The sequence below is a fragment of the Streptomyces sp. Ag109_O5-1 genome (assembly GCF_003814875.1).
GTDB lineage: Bacteria > Actinomycetota > Actinomycetes > Streptomycetales > Streptomycetaceae > Streptomyces > Streptomyces sasae.
Genome location: NZ_RKQF01000002.1, coordinates 218,186 through 237,859, shown reverse-complemented (window position 1 = coordinate 237,859; position 19,674 = coordinate 218,186). Strand labels below are relative to the sequence as shown.

At 67.9% G+C, this 19,674-nt stretch carries 16 protein-coding genes and 6 pseudogenes; 8 read left to right on the top strand and 14 right to left on the bottom strand.

Annotation, left to right across the window (positions count from 1 at the left end; genetic code table 11):
- The 3 genes and pseudogenes from EDD90_RS54435 to EDD90_RS54425 all read right to left on the bottom strand — a co-directional run.
- Positions 1–308: pseudogene (locus EDD90_RS54435) on the bottom strand (hypothetical protein); the annotation flags it as partial.
- A gap of 46 nt (positions 309–354) precedes the next feature.
- Positions 355–564, bottom strand: a complete 210-nt coding sequence (locus EDD90_RS54430) for a hypothetical protein (protein ID WP_097258718.1) — start codon at positions 562–564, stop codon at positions 355–357.
- The gene (locus EDD90_RS54425; protein ID WP_097258717.1) at positions 561–1,007 is read right to left on the bottom strand and encodes an SRPBCC family protein; all 447 of its coding nucleotides are present in this window, start codon (positions 1,005–1,007) and stop codon (positions 561–563) included. Before EDD90_RS54425 ends, EDD90_RS54430 begins: the two co-directional genes overlap by 4 nt.
- A gap of 238 nt (positions 1,008–1,245) precedes the next feature.
- Between EDD90_RS54425 and EDD90_RS54420 the strand changes: the two are divergent.
- A pseudogene (locus EDD90_RS54420) lies at positions 1,246–2,465 on the top strand (IS110 family transposase).
- A gap of 281 nt (positions 2,466–2,746) precedes the next feature.
- Here the strand turns inward: EDD90_RS54420 and EDD90_RS54415 are convergent.
- The 3 genes from EDD90_RS54415 to EDD90_RS54405 form a co-directional block, all read right to left on the bottom strand.
- A complete protein-coding gene (locus EDD90_RS54415) occupies positions 2,747–3,133 on the bottom strand; it encodes a VOC family protein (RefSeq protein WP_123971124.1) in 387 nt (128 codons plus the stop codon).
- A gap of 129 nt (positions 3,134–3,262) precedes the next feature.
- Positions 3,263–4,465 (bottom strand): IS110 family transposase, encoded by a 1,203-nt coding sequence (locus tag EDD90_RS54410; RefSeq protein WP_123971123.1) that lies wholly within the window; start codon positions 4,463–4,465, stop codon positions 3,263–3,265.
- 307 nt (positions 4,466–4,772) lie between these two features.
- Entirely contained in the window at positions 4,773–5,123 is a 351-nt protein-coding gene (locus tag EDD90_RS54405; protein ID WP_014173895.1) for an antibiotic biosynthesis monooxygenase, read from the bottom strand.
- 261 nt (positions 5,124–5,384) lie between these two features.
- On the opposite strand from EDD90_RS54405, the gene EDD90_RS54400 reads away from it, so the two are divergent.
- A complete protein-coding gene (locus EDD90_RS54400; protein WP_123982835.1) occupies positions 5,385–5,966 on the top strand; it encodes a TetR family transcriptional regulator in 582 nt (193 codons plus the stop codon).
- 417 nt (positions 5,967–6,383) lie between these two features.
- Here EDD90_RS54400 and EDD90_RS54395 read toward each other — a convergent pair.
- The 3 genes and pseudogenes from EDD90_RS54395 to EDD90_RS54385 form a co-directional block, all read right to left on the bottom strand.
- Positions 6,384–6,638: pseudogene (locus EDD90_RS54395) on the bottom strand (transposase family protein); the annotation flags it as partial.
- A 111-nt stretch (positions 6,639–6,749) separates the two neighbouring features.
- Positions 6,750–7,346: a hypothetical protein gene (locus EDD90_RS54390; RefSeq protein WP_123982833.1), complete on the bottom strand. Its 597-nt coding sequence runs from the start codon at positions 7,344–7,346 to the stop codon at positions 6,750–6,752.
- Positions 7,347–7,470: 124 nt separating this feature from the next.
- The gene (locus EDD90_RS54385; RefSeq protein ID WP_185149743.1) at positions 7,471–9,039 is read right to left on the bottom strand and encodes an ISL3 family transposase; all 1,569 of its coding nucleotides are present in this window, start codon (positions 9,037–9,039) and stop codon (positions 7,471–7,473) included.
- 171 nt (positions 9,040–9,210) lie between these two features.
- Here EDD90_RS54385 and istA point away from each other — a divergent pair.
- Together istA and EDD90_RS58395 are read left to right on the top strand one after the other, a co-directional pair.
- Positions 9,211–10,464: pseudogene (gene istA / locus EDD90_RS54380) on the top strand (IS21 family transposase).
- 3 nt (positions 10,465–10,467) lie between these two features.
- Positions 10,468–10,896 carry an ATP-binding protein gene (locus EDD90_RS58395; RefSeq protein WP_311737294.1) on the top strand — a complete coding sequence of 143 codons (429 nt, stop codon included), beginning with the start codon at positions 10,468–10,470 and terminating at the stop codon, positions 10,894–10,896.
- Between the two features lie 27 nt (positions 10,897–10,923).
- Here EDD90_RS58395 and EDD90_RS58390 read toward each other — a convergent pair.
- From EDD90_RS58390 to EDD90_RS54355, 4 genes and pseudogenes are all read right to left on the bottom strand, one after another.
- A pseudogene (locus EDD90_RS58390) lies at positions 10,924–11,262 on the bottom strand (NPP1 family protein); the annotation flags it as partial.
- A gap of 133 nt (positions 11,263–11,395) precedes the next feature.
- Positions 11,396–12,064: an ABC transporter ATP-binding protein gene (locus tag EDD90_RS54365; protein ID WP_260328870.1), complete on the bottom strand. Its 669-nt coding sequence runs from the start codon at positions 12,062–12,064 to the stop codon at positions 11,396–11,398.
- A gap of 41 nt (positions 12,065–12,105) precedes the next feature.
- Complete coding sequence (locus tag EDD90_RS54360) at positions 12,106–14,208, bottom strand: hypothetical protein (protein WP_123982829.1); 2,103 nt, start codon at positions 14,206–14,208, stop codon at positions 12,106–12,108.
- Between the two features lie 76 nt (positions 14,209–14,284).
- Positions 14,285–14,578, bottom strand: coding sequence for a lactococcin 972 family bacteriocin (locus EDD90_RS54355; protein WP_123982827.1), 294 nt, complete (start codon positions 14,576–14,578; stop codon positions 14,285–14,287).
- A 377-nt stretch (positions 14,579–14,955) separates the two neighbouring features.
- On the opposite strand from EDD90_RS54355, the gene EDD90_RS54350 reads away from it, so the two are divergent.
- From EDD90_RS54350 to EDD90_RS54335, 4 genes are all read left to right on the top strand, one after another.
- Positions 14,956–16,380: a glycosyltransferase family 39 protein gene (locus tag EDD90_RS54350; protein ID WP_123982825.1), complete on the top strand. Its 1,425-nt coding sequence runs from the start codon at positions 14,956–14,958 to the stop codon at positions 16,378–16,380.
- A 286-nt stretch (positions 16,381–16,666) separates the two neighbouring features.
- Positions 16,667–17,140, top strand: coding sequence for a transposase (locus tag EDD90_RS54345; protein WP_221305242.1), 474 nt, complete (start codon positions 16,667–16,669; stop codon positions 17,138–17,140).
- A 304-nt stretch (positions 17,141–17,444) separates the two neighbouring features.
- Positions 17,445–18,527, top strand: a complete 1,083-nt coding sequence (locus EDD90_RS54340; RefSeq protein WP_185149738.1) for an alpha/beta fold hydrolase — start codon at positions 17,445–17,447, stop codon at positions 18,525–18,527.
- 240 nt (positions 18,528–18,767) lie between these two features.
- Positions 18,768–19,382 (top strand): hypothetical protein, encoded by a 615-nt coding sequence (locus tag EDD90_RS54335; protein WP_185149744.1) that lies wholly within the window; start codon positions 18,768–18,770, stop codon positions 19,380–19,382.
- On the opposite strand, the pseudogene EDD90_RS54330 reads toward EDD90_RS54335, so the two are convergent.
- Positions 19,345–19,665, bottom strand: a pseudogene (locus tag EDD90_RS54330) (helix-turn-helix domain-containing protein); the annotation flags it as partial. The gene EDD90_RS54335 and the pseudogene EDD90_RS54330 sit on opposite strands and share 38 nt — an antisense overlap.
- Positions 19,666–19,674: the final 9 nt, after the last annotated feature.

Below are 19,674 nucleotides of genomic sequence, written 5' to 3'. Positions count from 1 at the left end.
GGCACCCATGGCGACACCCAACTGAATGGCGGGGCCGCCCGCACCACCACGCGCCCGGCAATCAGCAGATTGTCGCCCGGGGCGAGCCGCAACACGTCACGCAAGGCGTGCAGCGCGGCGACACCGACACTCGTCAGCGCCGCCGCCTCGGCCAGGTCCGCTTTGCCCGGGGCCAGGCTGACGGTCGATGCCTTCACGGTGATGAACTCGGCGGCGGCCCCGACACGGCTAGGCACGTCGGTGAGGAAGAACCTCCACACCCGTTGTCCGTGCGTCAGGTCGGTCACGCCGCCGCCGAGGGCGACCACCTCCCCGGTGAAGATCCCGGCAGGTCCGTTTGGGGAAGCTGCGGCCCTACATGATCCTCATGCCACCGGACCGGATCGACACATCGACCGGGTTGACGCTCGTGCCGTGGACGCGGACGAGCAACTCGCCGGCGCCCGGCTGCGGCCGCGCGACTACGCGAATCTCCAGCCCCTGGGGACCGCCGTACCCGCCGTACTCCACGGCGCGCATCATCGGCCGGGCGGCCTGCCCGGAGGTGGTCAGGAGGGGTCTCACCGATCGGCGAACGCCGTTTCGATCGTCTTTTTCATGAGTGCCACGGTGGTCCGCATGGTGCTGGTGGCGTAGTCGACGACCGACGCGGGCGCGAACTCGGTCGTCCAGACGAGATGGACTCCCTCCTCGTCCTCCCGCACGGTCTGTGACCCCAGGTGGTGTGTCAGCGGACCGCCCTCGGTCGCTTGGTAGGTGAGCTTTCGGGCGCCATCGTCGACTCCGACGATGCGCTCGGTGATCTTCATGTCATCGGCGAACGTCACCGTCCTGCTGTCCGGTCCCTTTTCCACGTGGAGCGCGAATCCCGGGATGAGCCGGGTGTCCACCGCATAGACATCGCGCACGGCATCCCACGCGAACTCCGCGCTGGCATCGACGACGACATCGACCGTCACCGAGCTCACGCCGGCTTCTTCGTAGCGAACTTCCATGAGCAAGGTCATGGTGTTTCCATACCTTTCTTCGTAGGGATGTTCGGGTCATTCGTAGGATCGGAGCACCCAGGGGTGCTGGGTGTGGCTGGCATGGTGCAGCCGCTGTCGTGGCTCAAGGAGATTGACCGCCCAGCGCCCGCGACGACTCGACCGCTGATTGGGATACGCGAACCGATCGCTCGTATGGACACGTCGGCGAGGTCGTCTGCTGGAATCGAGGACAGGCGCGGCGACGGAGGAGGACCTGGTGCCCGAACTGTGGGCCGGGACGGATGCGGGCAAGGCCGAGCACCATTGCACGGCGATCGACACGGACGGCAGGACTGTGTTCTCCCGCCGTGTCCCGAACGATGAGACCGAGCTGCTGGAACTGCTCGGCGATGTCCTGGACCTGGCCGACGGCGATCCGGTCACCTGGGCGGTGGACCTGAACGCGGGCGGGGCCGCCCTGTGGATCGCGCTCCTGGTCAGCCACGGGCAGAAGCTGATCTACATCCCCGGCCGGACCGTGCACCACGCCTCGGCCGCCTACCGGGGCAGCGGGAAGACGGACGCGAAGACGCCTTCGTCCATCGCCGACCACCGCCGCATGGCCGTGACCTGCAACCTCTGCGAGACCGGCGAGATCGCGGTGGACCTGCGGATTCTGACCGCACGCCGCATCGACCTGTCGGCCGACCGCACCCGCGCGATAACCGGCTGCGAGCTCAGATGCTGGAGTACTTCCCCCGCACTGGAGAGGGCCTTCGACTACAGCGTCTCCAAGAGCGCGCTGGTCCTGCTGACCCGGCTACCAGACGCCGGGCCGCGCTTGCGGCGCATCGGCCGGGCCCCGGCTGGCGACCTGGCTCAAGAACCACGGTGTCCCGCACCGCCAACGCGGCGAAGAGCACGGCGGACGCGGCGGTCACCGGGCCGAGGCCCAGTTCACCGCCGTCCCCGGGGAGAAGACCGCCGCGAAGATGGTCCACACCCTGGCCAGGGAGGTGATGTCCCTCGACCAGGAGATCGCCGAGCTCGAAGCCCTGATCGAGGGCCGGTTTCGCGAGCATCCCGACGCCGGAGTGATCACCAGCATGCCCGGGCATCGGCGACATGCTCGGCGCCGAGTTCATCGCCGCCCACCGGCGGTGACATAGCCGCCTTCGGCAGCCCCCGACCGTCTCGCCGGTTGTCGCCGGCCTCGCACCCGTCCCCGGGACTCGGGCAAGATCAGCGGCAACCTCCGTCGGCCTCGCCGCTACAGCCGAAGGCTCCTGCGGATGTTCTACCTCTCCGCCCAGGTTCGCCGCCATGCACTGCCCCGTCTCCAAAGCGTTCTACCGGCGCAAACGCGACGAGGGGAAGTCCCACAAGCAGGCGATCCTGGCCCTCGCCAGGCGTCGGCTGAACGTGCTCTGGGCCCTCATACGAGACGGCCGCACCTTCGACGTCTGTCTGCCTGGACCAGCTGCCGCCGCAGCGTGAGGAAGCTCCCGCGAGCCTCCCACGACGGCTTGACAGCACCATTGGGAATCTCCTTGCTGTTCAGCCTGGGGTGGGGCAGGGGTTCAGCGGCGGATGCGGCGGGCATAGCGGGGGCGGTCGATGACGTGCCACATGACGCGGACCTGCGCGGGTGGGGGGGGCAAGATCGCCTCACTCGGTCTCTGACCGCGCCGGCCTGCCGGTTCGTCTTCGCTGAAGCCGGTTTTGCCGCGATCCCGCCACCACCAGTGAAGCCGTGATCCGCTGGGCCGCCATCGGCCTCACGACCCGGCGCCGCCCGGGGTGAGGATTTCCATGAGATGGCCCTCGGGGTCGCGGAAGTAGGCGCCCCTGCGGCCCATGGTGTGCTTACTGCGATAGATCTGCCCGATCTCTTGGCATGCAGGATCGCCGTAGTGGGTGATCCCGCCGTGCTGGATGCGGGCGAGGGCGGCGTCGAACTCCTGCTCGCTGACTATGAACGCGTAGTGGTGCGGCTCGAAGTCGTCCAGCTGGTCGTAGTCCAGACTGACCTGGTTGGCCAGCGTGACCGGCGTGAAGTGTGCCACCGGCGGATCGACACTCAGGCCGAGGATGTCGGCCAGGAACTGCGCCGAGGCTTGCGGGTCACGGGCGGGGACGATGGTGTGATTCAGTTCCACGGGCATGGTGACTCCTCTTCAGGGACGGGGCTACGCGTGGTGGGGCGCAAGGCGCGGCCGGCTTCGGGCTCGGCCTTGGCGACCCGGCATGGTGCATGAATGCGTGACTGCCGGGGGGTGCCTCTATGTCTTTGGTCAAGCGAGGCGTGGGGTTCTGGGTTCGTAGAAGGTGCCGTCGCGGAGCATCGCGAAGAGCACGTTGATCCGCTGGCGGGCCAGGCGGAGAAGTGCCTGGGTGTGGGTCTTCCCGCGGGCCCGGCATCTGTCGTAGTAGGTGCGGGAGGCGGGATCGTGCAGGGCGGCGAACGCGGACAGGAACATCGCGCGTTTGAGCTGCCGGTTTCCGCCTCTGGGCGCGTGTTCGCCATGGATCGAGGCCGCCGACGACTTCGTCGTCGGGGCGAGGCCGGCATAGGAGGCCAGGTGGGCGGCGGTGGGGAAGCTGGTGCCGTTGCCGACGGTGACCAGCAGTGCAGCGGCGGTCCTGACGCCGACGCCGGGCAGCGACGTCAGGACCTTGGAAAGAGGGTGGTCCTCCAGCAGGGCTGTGATCTGGGCTTCCGCCGCCCGCCTTTGTTCGTGAACGGCGCCGAGCGAGCGGGCCAGCGACGGGATCACGACGTCCAGGGTGCCGGTGCCCGGGACCACGACGGTCTGCTCGTCGAGCGCCTCGAAGACGCCGTCGATCAGCCGCTTCGCCATGCGCGGGGCCTTGGGCCGGACCACCTCGACCAGCCTGCGGCGTCCGGCCTTCCGCAGTGCGGCTGGGGATCCGTAGCGTTCCAGCAGCCAGGTGACTGCCTGGTGATCCAGGCGCGGGCCCAGGACCCGTTCCAGGGATGGGTGGAACTGGGTGAGCAGGCCCCGGATCCGGTTGCTGGTGCGTGTGGCCTCGGCCGCCAGGTCCTGGTCGAAGCCGACGAGGACGGTGAGCTCGGCGGTGATCTCGCCGGTCAGCTCCAGCGAGCGCAGGGTGTGCGGCATGGTGCGGGCGGCGTCCGCGATGACGGCCGCGTCGCGGGCGTCGGTCTTCGCCTCACCCGGGTAGAGGTCAGCGATCCGACGCATCGACAGGCCCGGCAGATAGGCGACCTGGCAGCCCGTGTCGCGGGCCACCGTCAGCGGCAGGGCGCCGATTGAGGCTGGCTGGTCCACGACGACCAGAACGATGCCGAACTTCTCGCGGAGCTTGTCGAAGACCTGCCTCAGCTTCGGTTCGGTGTTGGGCAGCTGCTTGTCGAAGACCTTCTTGCCGGCCGGAGTGAGTCCGTGTCCGTGATGAGCGCTCTTCCCGACATCCAGGCCGAGGAAGACGCCTATCTCGTCGTGCTCGTTCAAGCCGTCCTCCCGAACGGGGCGTGCGGTGCTGGCCTGGGCGTTGGCGTCGTGTGCGCATCCACGTTATGCAGACCTGTCGCCCCTGTACGGCCGGGCATTGCGCTCGGCCGGGCGGTAGTCGGACCTCTCATCAGCGTCTCCAACGGCGCCTCTCGGGCCCGGTGGCACAACCCCCTAGGTCATCCGTTCGACAGGGGGGAACAGCCATGCCGGGCCCGGAGGCCAGCGGCCCTCTTGCAGGACCGCGAAGAACATAACGGGGAAGGCAGGGCTTCTCCGGCTGCCCTCTCTGGCTGCAGCTGCCGTGTCATACGTTGATCTGCTCGAATATGTGCGGGTACGACACGATGTCGTCGCTGAACTCGGCCGCCATGCGCTGGAACTCCGGGCTGCCGAACGCCGTGGCGAGCGCCTCGGTCGACTCCCAGACCGCGACGTTCATCAGAAGCTGGCTGTCCGCCGTTCCCTTGTGCATCTGCAGGGAGACGAATCCCGGCTGAGCCTTCATGAACTCCGCCTGCCTCCGAAAGAGGGCCAGGAACGCTTCAGTCCTCTCCTTCGGGACGACGAAGGTGTTGGCCAGGACGATGGGTCCGGTCTTCTCCTTGAACTGCGCGAACATCGGCGTATTCGGGTCGAGACTCTGCAGCTTGGCCATTTTCGGTACTTCCTCTCGCTGTCGGTTGCCCCGCGGCACTGAGGCCGGCCACCGCCGTACTGGGTCCGGCGACGCTCACGACGCTCGCTATCTGTGGCACGAGGGGATCTGACGGTCACTCAAGGGCATCGCTGGTGACACCAAGGCCTCCAGCGACTGCGACCTTGCCAACGTTGTTGGTCAACGTCGTTGGCCAACGTTGTTGGCAAACGTAGAGCCGCGGCTCTGGACTGTCAACACCTGTTGGTCTACGTTGTTGGCATGACCGGCACCACGGAGAACCAGCAGGCCGCACGGCGTTCCGACGCCACCCGCGCCACGATCCTCGACGCGGCCCGCGAGCGGTTCCTGGCGGACGGCTACGAGAAGGCGACCATCCGGGCCATCGCGCGCGACGCGAAGATCGACCCGTCAATGGTGATGCGCTACTACGGCAACAAGGCGGGCCTGTTCGCGGCGGCCGTCGCAATCGATCCCGGGTTGCCCGGCCTGTCCCTCGAACCGCGCGAGGAGATCGGCCGTACGCTGGTGCGCCACTTCCTCACCCTGTGGGAGGAGAACGGAGAGCTCACCGCGCTGATGCGGGTCGGCGTCACCGACCCGGCCGCCGCCGATCGCATGCAGAGCGTGCTGCGCGAGCAGATGATCCCGCTGGCCCGCCGACTGGGCCACGAGCCGGAGCAGGCGCAGGCGCGGGCTGCACTGTGCGTCTCGACCGTGCTGGGGCTCGCGCTGACGCGCTACGTGCTGCGGTTCCCGGCGAGCGTGGCGCTCGGCCGCGAGGAGATCGTGGACTGGCTCGGACCCACGGTCCAGCGGTATCTCACCGCACCCACGCCCTGAAGAACGCGTCCAGGCGTCCACCGCGACCTCGGTCACGGCGGATGCCCTCAAAGGGAAGACCGAAAGGATCAGCCCTGCTTCTGCGGCTTGCGGGACTTGCCACCGAGCATCATGAGGCCGGCGGCCACACAGCCGGAGGTCCACACGGCGCAGCCGCAGATCGCCGGGCACCGTACCCCAGACGGGCGTTCAGGGAGCGGTAACCACCCGTGGAAGTGCGCCCCGGGCAGACGCCCGCGCACTCCCGGCCGCTGATCCCGTACACCACGACCAGGGACACCATCAAAACACCGCTGACGTGGGCGAAGAACTGACCTCCGTCCCACTGGCCGATGGTGGACGTTCGATAGTTCGGCGCATGCCGAATGGGAACCAGGTCAGGCACAGTCATGGCCGCACCCTACGTGCCGACCATGACAGGACGAACGCCTTCATCGAGGCCGTCCGGACCGCCTCGGCGAGTGTCGGAGCCGGCTCAGTCAGGAGGCCGACGGCCTCGGTGATGTGACGGTAGGCGGTGGTGGTGGCGACGCCGAACCCGGCCCCGAGCTGGGCGTAGGGGTGGCCGTTACGGAGATGAGCGAGGGTGAGCAGAGCCCGCCGCCTCGTGCTCAGGCGCCGCCATCAGGTGCCGAGGGCCTGCCGGCGTTGTCTCAGGTGGGCGGCGAGCAGGGGCTTCGCCTGGCTGTCAGGCCAACTGCTGTAACCGAGCGCCCCAGCTGACGAGGGCCCGTCGCTTGAAGCGCTATGCGCTGTCCGGAAAGTCGTCCGGGGCCGCTCCGTTCAGAACGGCTCGAAGCTCGGCTGGACGGGGCCAATCTCTCCGGCGGCGACCAGTTCTTCAAGGTCCTCCGGCTCCAGGTACTCCAGGGCTTCCGGGTCGATGCCGTGGTAGCGGTCCACGTCGAGCAGCCGCCGCACGAACGCGAGCGCGAAGGTCGAGAACGGGCCATCGAAGGTCTCACAGCCCTCTTCATGGAGCATCGTGACGACCTTCCACCGGTCCGGGTCTGGTCCGCAGGGCAGGAAGAAGTGCTCGTCGCCACTGTGGTCGTACCCCCACGAAATCAGTCCACCGGGTTCGGGGTGAAAGGGGTACGGGACATGCTCGGAGTCCCCGATGCTCAGGGCTCTGTCTCGACGCTCAGTGAACCTCTGGTGCGTCTTGCGCATGCGCTCCAGCAACGGGCTTGATCCATGCGGGTGGAAAACAACGAGCTCAGCGGAGATGGACCCGCTGCCGTAAGCATTGAGGAACGTCTTGAAGTCGCTGAGCAAAGCAGAACCTACGTATTGCTCGACTTCGCTCCATTCGCCCGGACTCGATTGCCGGCCGACGGGTTCGCCCAGCAGGGCCTGCAACTCATCCAACGAGGACATGCACTGCTCCAAGACTGGTCAGCGGGGATCTGCGCCGCCAACTTAGCCGCGTGTTGACGCTTCCTGAAAACTGGTTCTGGATCACTTTCAGTGCCAGGGCCACGGAGGGTCACCGAAGGCGCGATCATGAACGGCCTCGCGCGGTGAGGAGGACGCGTTTGCGGAGCAGGTCGAAGTTGGCTCGGCCGAACATCTGCCGCTTCAGCATCTTGATTTTGTTGTTGTGGCCTTCGACGGCGCCGGAGCTGTAGCGGAGGCTGAGGCCGGCGACGACGGCGTCGAGGTCCTGGCTGAGGCCGGTGACGAAGGTGTGCAGGGCGGGCAGGTCGTCGGCCTGGACGCTGGTGATCCACTGGTCGAGGTGTTCGCCCTGGCGGTCGTTCATCAACTCGGCGAATGCACGGACGTGATGAGAGGTTCGGTCGAGGGCGGGGCGGCGGGTCAGGATCGCTTTGAGCTGCAGGGCCTGATCGTCGGTGAGGCGGTCGGGGTGGCGGGTGAGCCAGCTGGTCACGTCCCGCACGGACGGTGCTTTGCGGGGTGGGTCATGCGGGAAGTTCTCGCGGAGTTTGGCGACGTACTTCTTCACGACGCTCTCGCCGCCGGTGTAGCCGCGCTCGCGGACTTCCTCGAACAGGCGGCGGGCGACGGTGCAGCCGTCCGCCCATCGTTGGTGGAGGTAGGGCTTGTAGGGGTCGAGGATGCTGGTGCGGCCGGTCCACCGCCCGACCAGGAGTTCGTCCGCACTCGTCACATGGGCATAGCGGCGGACCGTGTTGCGGGCCAGCCCGAGCTGGCGGGCGATCGTGCGCAGTCCGACGCCTTGGTCGAGGAGAGCATGGACGGCCACATGCTGTTCCCGGACACGGTCGGAGAGCCGGCCGGTTGTCCGGGGCCCGGTGGGAGGGGGTGGTTCGAGGTTCGCGTTCTCCATGTCCCCGGCGACCCTGGCGGTGGAGGGGTCGTGCGGTTCCCGCAGCAGAGCCCGGTGCTGGACGACCGTCTTCTCGACGGCCTCGGCCAGGTTCGGCCAGATGTGCCACCGGTCCGCGACGTGGATGGCGTTCGGGGCGCCGAGCCGTCCGGCCTCGGCATAGGCCGTGGAGCGGTCTCTGCAGATCACCTCGACGCCGGGATGCTCGGCGAGCCACCGGGCGACTGTCGACGTCGTCCGGTCCGGCAGCACGTCGATGGGCTGGTGGGTTTCGATGTCGATCAGGATCGTGCCGTAGTTGTGGCCCTTGCGGAGCGCGAAGTCGTCCACCCCGAGCACCCGTGGTGTGGAGGTCTCGGGTTCAGGCAGGCGGCGGATCAACCGCAGCAGCGTAGACCTGCTCACCCCGGCCGCCAGAGCCTGGGACAAGCGGGCGCCGGGGCGGCCGGCCAGCATCACCGCCACGCGCTCCAGCACCCTCTGCAATCCAGTGCTGCGTCTGCCGTGGCGGACGGTCAGGCCGTCGACCTGCTCAGCGAATGTCGCCTGCCTGCAGGAACGTTGACCACAGCGGAAACGCCGCACCTGTAACTCGATCAGCACCGGGCGCCCGCTGACCGCACTGTCCGCGAGCCGCCGAACGTACCGGCTGTGCACCCGGGACGACCGCGTCCCGCACGCCGGACACACGGCCCGCTCCGCAGCCGCCCGGGCCCGCACCGCCACCAACTCGCCGTCAGGCACGACATTTTCGATCATGACACCTTCGACCTGGTGGAACCACAGGTCCTGGAGGAACACATCACCCACGGCCGTTCATGATCGCGCCTTCGGTGACCCTCCGTGGCCCTGGCACTGAAAGTGATCCAGAACCTGAAAACTGACCCCCAGGCAGTCCGTGAATCTTGACCCCCTCCTGACTCTTGGAGGGTGCTCAAGGTGGAGGACTGGGCAGAGGTACGCCGGCTTCATAGGGCGGAGGGAGTGCCGATCAAGGAGATTACGCGGCGGCTGGGGGCGGCCCGGAACACGGTCCGGGCAGCGCTGAATTCCGACCGTCCCTCGAGGTACGAACGCAAGGCCCGCGGCCAGGTCGCGGACGCCTACGAGTCCCAGGTGCGGAACTTGCTGCAGGAGTGGCCGCGGATGCCGGCGTCGGTGATCGCTGAGCGGATCGGTTGGCCCTACGCGCTGTCGTTGCTGCGCAAGCGCATCGCGCTGATCCGCCCCGAGTGCGTCGGCATCGACCCGGTCGACCGCGTCGTCTACGAGCCGGGCCAGATCGCGCAGTGCGATCTGTGGTTCCCGGAGACGAAGGTGCAGGTCGGGGCAGGTCAGCAGTGGGTTCTTCTGGTGCTGGTCATGACGCTCGGGTTCTCCCGCTTCACGACCGCGGCGATGATCCCCTCCTGGCAGGCCGACGACATCCTTTCGGGTATGTGGTCCCCTGATCCACGGCATCCGCCGGGTCACGAAGACGCTGGTCTGGGACCGCGAGGCCGCGATCGGGGCACGGGGAGGGTGACCGCCCCGGCGGCAGCGTTCGCCGGCACCCTGGCCACCAGGATCCAGCTGGCCCCACCACGGGACCCAGAGTTCAAGGGGCCGGTCGAGCGGAACAACCAATACTTGGAGACCTCGTTCCTGCCCGGCCGACAGTTCGCCTTACCGCACGACTTCAACCAGCAGCTGGCCGACCGGCTGGTCCGCGCGAACACACGGACCGTCCGGGCCATCCAGGGCCGCCCGGTCGGTCTCCTGGAGATCGACTACCAGGCGATGACGCCGCTGCCGCCGGTGACGCCGCCGATCGGGCTCAGCCATCGAATCCGGCTCGGCCGGGACTACTACGTCCGCGTCGACATGGTCGACCACTCGGTGGACCCGCAGGTCATCGCCCGGTTCGTCGACGTCACCGCCTCCCCGCAGGCCGTCACTGTGTTCTGCGACGGCCGCGTCGTCGCCGAGCATCCTCGGTCCTGGGCCAAGCATCAGGTCGTCACCGACGCGGTCCACGCGGCCACCGTCGCGAGGATGCGCGAGGCCCTCGCGCTGGACCGTCAACGACGTCAGGCGCCCGTCCGCCAGCGCACGGACGGCCATGCCGTCGCCCTACGGGCCCTGGCGAACTACGACGCAGTGTTCGGCGTCGACTTCAACCCACCCGCCACGAAAGCGAAGTGATACGTGACCACAGCCACCAAGCCCAAGCCGGCCGTGGCGGGCTCGTCGAGGACGGCCTGCCTGACTTGGGTGCTGAAGATGCCCACCATCGGTGCGTTCTGGGAGGAGCTGGCCGAGCTGGCCCGCGACCAGAACTGGTCCCACGAGGAGTATCTGGCCGCCCTGCTGCAGCGGCGGGTCGCCGACCGGGAGAGCAAGGGCACCACGATGCGGATCCGTACGGCCCACTTCCCGCAGGTCAAGACGCTGGAGGACTTTACCCTCGACCGCCTGCCCCCGCTCCGCCGCGACGTCCTCGCTCATCTGGCCAAGGGGGACGTTCGTCGCGAAGGCGGAGAACGTGATCCTGCTCGGTCCTGTTCGACACGGCCAGCAACTGGATCGCCCGGCTTGGCGAAGCCCACCACGTCGGCCGGATGGAGGCGGAGCTGAAGAAGATCCGCCGCTACTCTTGAAGTAGCTGGCGTAGATGATCCCGCACCAGCCGTTGTTGCACTTGGCCCGCGAGTAGGTGTTGGCGTGGTCGAGGTGGCCGGTGCGGCAGCTGCCGGTGATCGAACCGGTGGGCTTCAGGCCGCCGTTGAGGTTGCCGTCGGGGTCGATGGCGGCGGCGGGGTAGCAGCTGTCCGTGTCGTAGTCGTACAGCGGCTCGAAGAACTTCTGGAACGTCGTCGCGTTCTCGGGCAGGTTCTGCAGCACGCCCGCGGAGGCGCTGAACGGCAGGGCGATGGTGAGCGCGGCGGCGCTGCCCACGACGGCGGCCGCTCGGCCGAGGCGGTGGGTCCTGGTTCGGGACATCGGGGGCTCCAGTCGGTCCACGACTGGAGCCGGACATGACATCCGGTTGGGGAGAGACTGGCGGTCCCGAGCGTGCGATGGAAGGGTTTCCGTCAAACGGGGGGCGGCATTTCGCTGGACTGGCTTTGCTCTGTCACCGGTTGGCGACGAGGTGCCTGCCCGGTTGCCGGGGCACCGCGAAGACCGAGTCGCAGGCGTCCCGGACGATGACGTCGTGGGTGGCGAGCACCACGGCGCAGCCGGCCCCGCTCAGCTCGCGCAGGATGTCGATGACGACGGCGGTGTTGGCGTCGTCGAGGGCGCCGGTGGGCTCGTCCGCGAGGACCAGTGCGGGCTGCTGGACGATCAGCCGGGCCAGGGCCACGCGCTGCTGTTCGCCGCCGCTCAGGTGGTGGATCCGCTCGTTGCCCCGGTCTGCCAGGCCCACCCGGTCGAGGGCCTCGGCAAGGCTCGGGCGGCTGCCGTCCGGGGCCCTGCGCCGTGGCGCGAGCGCCACTTCCAGGTTTTCGTCGACGGTGGCGTTCTCGATCAGGGCGTAGTCCTGGAAGAGGTAGCCGAGGCTGTCGCGGCGGAAGCGCCGAGTCTGTCCTCTGCCGAACCGGGTGATGTCCCTGCCGCGGTACCGGATCGCCCCGGAGGTGGGTCTGTCGAGCAGCCCCAGGCAGTTGAGCAGCGTGGACTTGCCCGATCCGCTGGGGCCGACGAGTGCGAGCATCTCGCCCTGGTCGACGGTGAAGTCGACATCATGCCACAGGACCCGGGACTCGAATGCCTTGGACAGGTTCTCGACTTCGATCACCATATGCTCCGGCTGGCTGGAATTAATTTCGGTGCTGACGGGGTTCACGCGGACTTTGCCCCTTCCCTCACGACCCGGCGATGGAAGAACGCGAGGGCGAGCAGCACGGCTCCGAATTCGACCGCGACCAACGCCGTGATGACACCGGCATCCAGCGCGGTGACATGAGTGGGCTGGAAGGGAGCGGGCGCACCGGCGGCCGCGAACTTCTTCATCTCCTGGTTCTGCTGCCATGCCTCGAAGGGCACCCGGGTGGCGAACACGACCGCGATGACCACTTCCACAGCGAGGATAAAACGATGTGTGGCGGCATAGCTCCATCCGCTGATGTGGCGTGCGAATATCGTCTGTGCGTTTTTGCGGGAGTAGATGATGCAAACACCGACACCGGCGATGAGGAGGACGAGGGCGGAAACGACGAGATTGAACACCTGTACCCGTAGTTCGCCGACCGCGTTCCTGAGATCCAGGGCGGTTTTCTGTCCGACGGGACTCATTCCAATGAGGTAATTCTGGAGCTCGTTCGCTCTGATTCCTCTCAGTACGTCGTCCGGGTCGGGGAAAACGACTCCTGCCTGGGTCGCGTAGGTGGTGTATGCGTCGTCCGTGAGGAACCGTGAACCATTGGGCACGGCGATGACGACCGGATCGCGCAGCATCGATCTGTCCTCGTCGGGGCCGTGTGCCGAGTTGTAGACGTAGGCGCCGGTGTTGTACCCGAAAAGGCGCTGTCCCGACCTGCCTCTCAGCACCTCAAGCGGAATATGCCGATTCTGATGGGGGTCGACGATCTCGGACGCCGCCTTCGTGATCACCGCCCGGTGGGAGGCGAGGGAATCGGGAACGATGACCCGTACCGGGCGTGAGTCCGGTGCCCTCCCGGGGTCGGCCTGGGAGCGGTAACGGCGCCCCGCGGGATCCCGTACCGGCTGCTCGGCGAGATAGGTGTCGTTGACGATCAGGAACTCGCCGGACGGTAGCCCGGTGCCCGGGGCGGAGATCTGCAGGTCCCTGCGGCCGGCGAGGACGACCTCACCTCGTCCGTCGGCCTGGCGCAGCCACGGTCCCACGTGCTGGTCCAGTTGTTCCGTGTGCATGGCGAAGGCGCCGCTGAGGCTGATGGAGACCGCGTCGCCCACCGTCTCGTACACCTTCTGGTTCTCCAGGCGCACCAGCACGCCCCGGCCCGCGAGGGTGACGTTCGTGGCGATGGTGAGCGCGAGGAGCAGCGCCGGGATGCGGACGAGATAGACGCTGAGGGACGCGGCCCGCGCGGGCAGTTCGCCCTTGAGGGCCCGCACCACGTCGACCTTGTAGGTCAGTCCCAGCACGGCCGCATGGGCCGCCAGCACCAGGCCCACCAGGAGGGCCGCGGCCGCCGCGGCCACCGCGGCGAACAGCCCGAGCCAGGCGAAGCCGTTGTAGAGGCCGAGCGCGGCCAGGGCCACCATCGTCACGGTGCCGGCCGACGCGAGCCAGAAGAGGGCCAGTTGCCGCAGGTCGCGCAAGAGGATGCCGGCGAAGGACATGCCCTGCATCCGCAGGACCGCGTACGTCCTGGCGTTGAGCAGCACGCTCGCGCCGGTCGTCGTCACCGCCGCGAGAGCGACCACCCAGAAGGCCCGTAGCAGCGGGTCGTCCGCGTACCGGTCGGTCAGCTCGGTGTACGACAGCGGGTGGGTCACGCTCGTGGTGAGGCCGAGCCGGCCGAACTCGGCCGCCAGCCGGCCCACGGCCGCGGACGAGCCGAACACGTAGTAGGAGCCGCGCGGGTCCAGAGCCCCGGCCTGGGACAGCGGGTGCACACGGGTCGCGAGATTCCTGCTGAACTCCGGATATCCGTGGGTCGGCCAGCCCGCCGTCACGGAGGAACCTCCGCCTGGGGCCAGATAAAGATGCCGGACCCCGTCGGGATTCCTCAGATCGGGCAGCTCGCGGGCCACCCCGATGCCGTACTCGGCGGAGAAGTCCTCAAGGGCCCGGACGACCTGGGTTCCGCTTTTTGACCCGTCGGAGTCGATGACCTCGACCAGGGCCGAATTTCCCAGTACTCCGGTCTCGTCCAGGCCGCGTACGAAAAGAAAGGACAGCGCTGCGGCGAAGACCAGGACCGCGGCGTGGACGAATCTTGTGCCTCGATGCAGCATCTGATACCGATCCAGTTCAGTCCATAGGAAGAACGGCCGTGGGGGCGGGTGGCACCCGCCCCCACGGCCGTGCCGATCAGCAGCTCGGGTCGTAGTAGTACGAGATGCCGCCGCCGTTCTTGGTGCCCGATGCCAGCGACCACTGGCCCGGGGTAGTGCAGCCGCTCTTGAAGGACACGCTGCCGATCTTCACGGACGAAGCGTGCCAGTTCGACGGATGCTTGTAGTTCGACCACGCCGTGTTGGCGCCCTGGTCGTAGCTCCACTTTCCGCCGGACACGTCGACCGTCGTGGCGATTGCCGGAGTTGCCGCAGCGAAAATGATGGCAGCGGACGCGACGGCAGCCTTGACCACGTTTCTCCTGTGCATGGTGAAACACCTCTCACTGTGAGTTTCCCGTGGGCTTGCTGTGCACGGTTGAAAACTCTGAACGGGATGTGATCGCGACGCAACAACCCGATCATTCCGCGGTGCCGAGTTGGCTTAAAAGCGGCGGTTCACAAGGTAAAGCTGTCGCAAATCAGGTGGGGATCAAATTTGGACAGTGGCGTGAATGAATGGGTTGCGCCTGGGTTCGGAACAGGTACAACAACCCCCGGGCCAGGGCATTTAACCAAGGTGCTACGGTGCACAGTCGGCCGGTGACTTGTGACGGGCCACCCCTTCGACGACCGCTTCGGGAGCCCTTTTTCATGTCGACTGGCCGAAAGTCAGCGGCGGTATTCCGCTTTTCCCGGCCCGGAGCAATGCCCCACGTCTGGCTGCTGCCGCTGCTGTGGACATGCGCCTTCGGCATGTGGGGGCTGGCACGCCAGAACAGTGTGTGGCGGGACGAGGCCGCGACCTGGCAGGTGGCCCAGCGCTCCACGGCCGACATCTGGCACATGCTGGGGAACATCGACGTGGTCCACGGCCTCTACTACCTACTGATGCATGTGCTGTTCGAGTGCTTCGGTCCCAGCACCACGACCCTGCGGATGCCCTCGGTGCTGGCCACCGCGGTCGCGGCGGTCTGCGTGGCCGTGATCGGCCGCCGCCTGGCCGGCGCCTGGGCGGGCCTGGCCGGCGCAATGACGCTCGGACTGCTGCCGGCCGTGCAGTTCTACCTTCAGGAGGGGCGGCCGTACGCGCTGGTGGCGGCGGGGGCCGGCATCTCCACTCTGCTCCTCGTGACCGCCATCCAGCGCCGGGTTCCCGCGCGCCACTGGGTCGCCTACGGCATCGCCGTCCTCCTCATGGGCCTGCTGAACTGGCTTTCGCTCATGATTCTGACGGCGCATCTGGTCACCCTGCTCTGGAGCCGGGCCAGCCGTGCGGTCCTGGTCCGGTGGGCGGTGGCGGCCGGGTGCGCCACGGTCGGTGTGCTGCCGCTGATCGTGTTCAGCAGCGGCCAGTCCACCCAGGTGTCGTGGATACCGCCGCTGACCTGGCACATGCTGATCGGCCCCGGGGTGCTGCTGGCGATCGGCGGTGTCTGCGCGCTGCCGGACCGGGCACGGACGGGGCGGTTGTCGGCGGCGGCCGTGGGGTTGCCGCTGCTGGGACTGCCGCAGCTCGGCCTCGTCGCGCTGTCCCTGGTCCAGCCGCTGTTCCTGGACCGCTACGTCCTTTACAGCATGCTGGGCCTGGCGCTGCTGATCGGGGCGGCCGTCGGCGCGGCGGTACGGGCGGCCGCACCCCGCTTCCCGGCGGCGTCGGGATGGATCCTTCCCGTGGTGCTCGCGGTGGCCATGTCGGCCCTGCTCCCACAGTCACTGGCGAAGCGGTCCCCGGGAAGCAGGGTGGACGACGTCCTGGCGGTGGCCTCGGACGTACGGCATCTGAAGCGGACCGGAAACGCGGTGCTCTTCGTGCCCGCGGCCCGCAGGGACACCGAGTCCGTCTCGCCGGACGCCTTCGCGGGCCTGCGGGACATAGCCCTGATGGAGAGCCCGGAGAGGTCCGGCACCCTGAAGGGGGTGGAGGCGGCGCCGGATCGCATACGCGCCGCGATGCTCGCCGAGCGCCGCATACTCCTGGTGACCGACGTACCCCGGGTGGCCCGCCCGGTGACGGCCGCCCGGGACCGGGTGAAGACCCAGGTCCTGCGGGAGTACTTCACCCCGGTGGCCGACGAACAGATCCGCGGCCGCAGGGTCACGGTGTACGAACGCCGGGCGCCACGGCGGTAGCCGATCCGCCGCGACTCACGGCTGCGGACACGGGCGGGTGCGGGGCGCGGCGGTGGTGGCGTCATGAGTTCGGGCCGGGTGGTGCCGGTGGTTCGTGCGGTGTGGCTGGTGAGGACGAATCGGTTGGGTGTCACCTGTCCTTCATCTGAGTGCAGGCCTGCCGTCCCTGGGTGACCCTTGAGGGCATCCGATCCGGGCAGTTGGAAGTTCAGGAGCGGATCCGCGACCTGTTACGCGACAAGACCCGGCGTGCTGACGGCTGCAGTGCAGAGCCGACCGTGGGGTCGTGATCGACGCGCATAGCGCGAAGACTTCGGCGAACCTGGCCGAGACCAGCCAGGGCGTTGATGCCAACAAGAAGGTGAAAGGATGCAAGCGGCACCTGATCACCGTCACGCTCGGCCTGGTGCCGGCCGTCCTCGTCACCGCCGCGAACGTGCACGACATCGCAGGCGGCAAGCACCTTCTCGACGACCTGGCCGCCGCGGCCCATCCGAGCATGACCAAGAGCGTCAGCGTGGAAGTGCTCCAGCGACCACGGACGCAAGGGTTCGAGCCCCTGCCGAAGTGGTGGGTGATCGAGCGGCCCTTCGGCGGGCTGATGCAACACCACCGCCTGGCACGAGACTACGAAGCTCTCCCGCAGAGATCCCGGACAATGATCCACTGGGCGATGGCCGGCAAAATGTCCCGCGAAACCACCGGAGAATCCATACCAACCTGGCGAATCGCAACGGACATCCCGCTCGTATCTGCGTGAACACTGATCAGATGCGCTCTTGATGGGGGCGTACGAATGTCGCAGGGGGAGTCAACGCGCCTGCGTGTGCTTTCCGATAATGATGCTCGCGTACTGCCGAAGCCCCGTTCTGACCGACAGCCGCGGGGAGTTGCTCCTCCCGCGGGAGTACGCGCGCTGACGACTCCCGGTGGATGATCTCGGTCCCGCGTGGGGCGATTCTGTGGGGGTGGGTGCGGCAAGCGTTCTGTGTCTTGCCGCCTCTGCATCATCCGTGACCGTGGCAGTCGTGGGGACTGCCGGCGAGGACAGACAGGAAACCGACGTGGATACCGACTTGCAGCCCGGGCCGAGCAAGCCTCCGCCAGCGGATTCCGACCCCGCACTGCGCACATCACCACCGCGGCGTCGTCTGAGGATCAGGCGGTGGCTGCGACGTGCAGCGTTCGGCTGTGCCGTCCTGCTGGCCGTCGTCACCACGGCCTCCTTCACCTACAACGCCTTCACCGCAGGTCGCGCCGCACGCCCTCAGGGGCTGCGGTACATCCAGGCGGCCGATATCCGTACCCGCTACCAGACATGGGGTACGACCGGCTCGCCCATCGTCCTCGTCCACGGTGCCTTCGAGCAGGTGGACACCTGGTCACGACTGGCACCGCTCCTCGCGCACGATCACCGGGTCTACGCGCTCGATCTGACCGGGGACGGCTACAGCCAACGCCGCGGTCCCTACACCGTCGACCATTTCACCCGGCAACTCCTCGGCTTCCTCGGCGCCATGCACCTTGGCGCGCCGGGCGAGCGTCCCCTGCTGGTGGGCCACTCCAGCGGAGCCGCAGTCGTCGCAGAGGCGGCACTGCGCGCCCCGGGACGGATCGGGAGTGTGATGCTGCTCGACGGAGACGCCTTGGACACCGGCGCCGGTCCACCATCAGCCCTCAAATACCTGCTGATCGATCCCTACCGCACCAGCCTGTTGCGCATCGGCCTCCGGACAGACTGGCTGATCCGGTCCATATACGACGCCCAGTGCGGACCGGCCTGTCCGCGTCTCGACGCCGCCGGACTGGATCAGTGGCGTCGGCCGCTGCAGGTGCCGGGCGCCGAGGGGGCACTGTGGAGCATGCTCGGCCAGGGTGTGCCCGGTATCCCGGCGAACCAGGTGGCTCGTCTCGCCGCCCTCCACATCCCCAAGTCGGTCGTGTTCGGTGCGCAGGACGACGTGTTCAGCAAGAACACCCCGCAGCAGACCGCCCGGCGCATCGGCGCACCGTCCCCCACCCTCATACCTCGCGCCCGCCACCTGACCATGATCTCCAGCCCTCACGAGGTCGCGGCAGCCGTGGAAGCCCTGGCGGGCATACATCCCGCCGTGCCGCAAAGTGGCGCCGGCGCGGGACGCCAGTAGGCAAGGCCGACAACACACCACGGGAGGACCGGCGCTCGCGCCGAGCAAGAAGACGGAACTCGCTCGGGGATCTTGTGGGGGCACCGCGTACTGCGTGCCCGGTATCCAGAGAGATGATGACACCAGGTCGCAGCGGTGACAGGCGTGGTCCGCGCTGCGCCGTACACCGAGTTTGCCGTCGTCGGCGTGGCAGGGACGGCAGCGGTGCGGTCGGCGAAGAGGCGTGGGAGGGGAGTTCAGGTGGTCATACGGCGCAGGAGCGTTGTCTCGGCTGGTGTCTGCACCCTGCTCGCTGGGGTCTCGCTGTCCTGCGACGAAGGCTCCGCGCCCGCACGGGGGCCGGTGACGGACCTGATCGAGGGCCGGGACTGGGCCCACTTCGCCGGGGCGAAGCCGACGCGCTCAGGAGTTCGCATCACACGCCTCGACCGACGCATCACACAACAGGACGGCAGCGGTGGGCAGCCCAATCCGCCGGTGAACCTACGTGGTCCCCGCCTCGCGTTCAGAGGCGACATCCGGATCGAGGCACGCCTGACACGTCTGGACGGCACGGACGCCTACCTGCATCTGTACGGTGAGACTCCCGTCGTGTACGACGAATGGCGTCAGGAGCGGCGCGGCGTGCGGATCGGTGTGGCCGGCGGGCGGGTCCGATTCGACCGCTGGGACGGGGACTCGGACAAGCCCGCCATGACCCGTACCTTCGGCAAGGGCTTCGGGGAGGACGTCCGCCTCGCCGTCGAAGTGCGGGGGAACAGGCTGGTCCTGGAGGCCGACGGGGACATCGTGGGCATTGTTCCGGGGCGGGACGTCTTCGAAAGCGCGGATAGCCGGGCGTCTCACCGGACTTGACCCGACGGAAGAACGCGGCGAACGCCTTGTCAAGACGACGCAGGGTGGCCTGGTGCGAGCTGAAGGACCAGCGGCCCTGACGCTCCGGGTCGAACGCCCGGACATCCTTGAGCTGCGCCGACTGGCTGCCGTACTTGACGCTGGTTTTCGACGGGCGCCGCCAGGCGTCACGCCGCTCCTGCAAGGCCCCGTTGTAAAGGGAGCAGTGATCCCTCAGCATCTCGGACAGCGTCTGCGTCTGGCGGACGGTGGGCCGCAGGAGGAACTTGTACGCACGGATCATCCAACCCAC

Excerpts from the sequence above, each read along its gene's own strand:
- EDD90_RS54360 (WP_123982829.1), bottom strand. The coding sequence starts at position 14,208 with ATGCTGCATCGAGGCACAAGATTCGTCCACGCCGCGGTCCTGGTCTTC.
- EDD90_RS54390 (WP_123982833.1), bottom strand. The coding sequence starts at position 7,346 with ATGTCCTCGTTGGATGAGTTGCAGGCCCTGCTGGGCGAACCCGTCGGC.
- EDD90_RS54405 (WP_014173895.1), bottom strand. The coding sequence starts at position 5,123 with ATGGCCAAGCTGCAGAGTCTCGACCCGAATACGCCGATGTTCGCGCAG.
- EDD90_RS54365 (WP_260328870.1), bottom strand. The coding sequence starts at position 12,064 with ATGGTGATCGAAGTCGAGAACCTGTCCAAGGCATTCGAGTCCCGGGTC.
- EDD90_RS54415 (WP_123971124.1), bottom strand. The coding sequence starts at position 3,133 with ATGCCCGTGGAACTGAATCACACCATCGTCCCCGCCCGTGACCCGCAA.
- EDD90_RS54400 (WP_123982835.1), top strand. The coding sequence starts at position 5,385 with ATGACCGGCACCACGGAGAACCAGCAGGCCGCACGGCGTTCCGACGCC.
- EDD90_RS54385 (WP_185149743.1), bottom strand. The coding sequence starts at position 9,039 with ATGATCGAAAATGTCGTGCCTGACGGCGAGTTGGTGGCGGTGCGGGCC.
- EDD90_RS54355 (WP_123982827.1), bottom strand. The coding sequence starts at position 14,578 with ATGCACAGGAGAAACGTGGTCAAGGCTGCCGTCGCGTCCGCTGCCATC.
- EDD90_RS54350 (WP_123982825.1), top strand. The coding sequence starts at position 14,956 with ATGCCCCACGTCTGGCTGCTGCCGCTGCTGTGGACATGCGCCTTCGGC.
- EDD90_RS54425 (WP_097258717.1), bottom strand. The coding sequence starts at position 1,007 with ATGACCTTGCTCATGGAAGTTCGCTACGAAGAAGCCGGCGTGAGCTCG.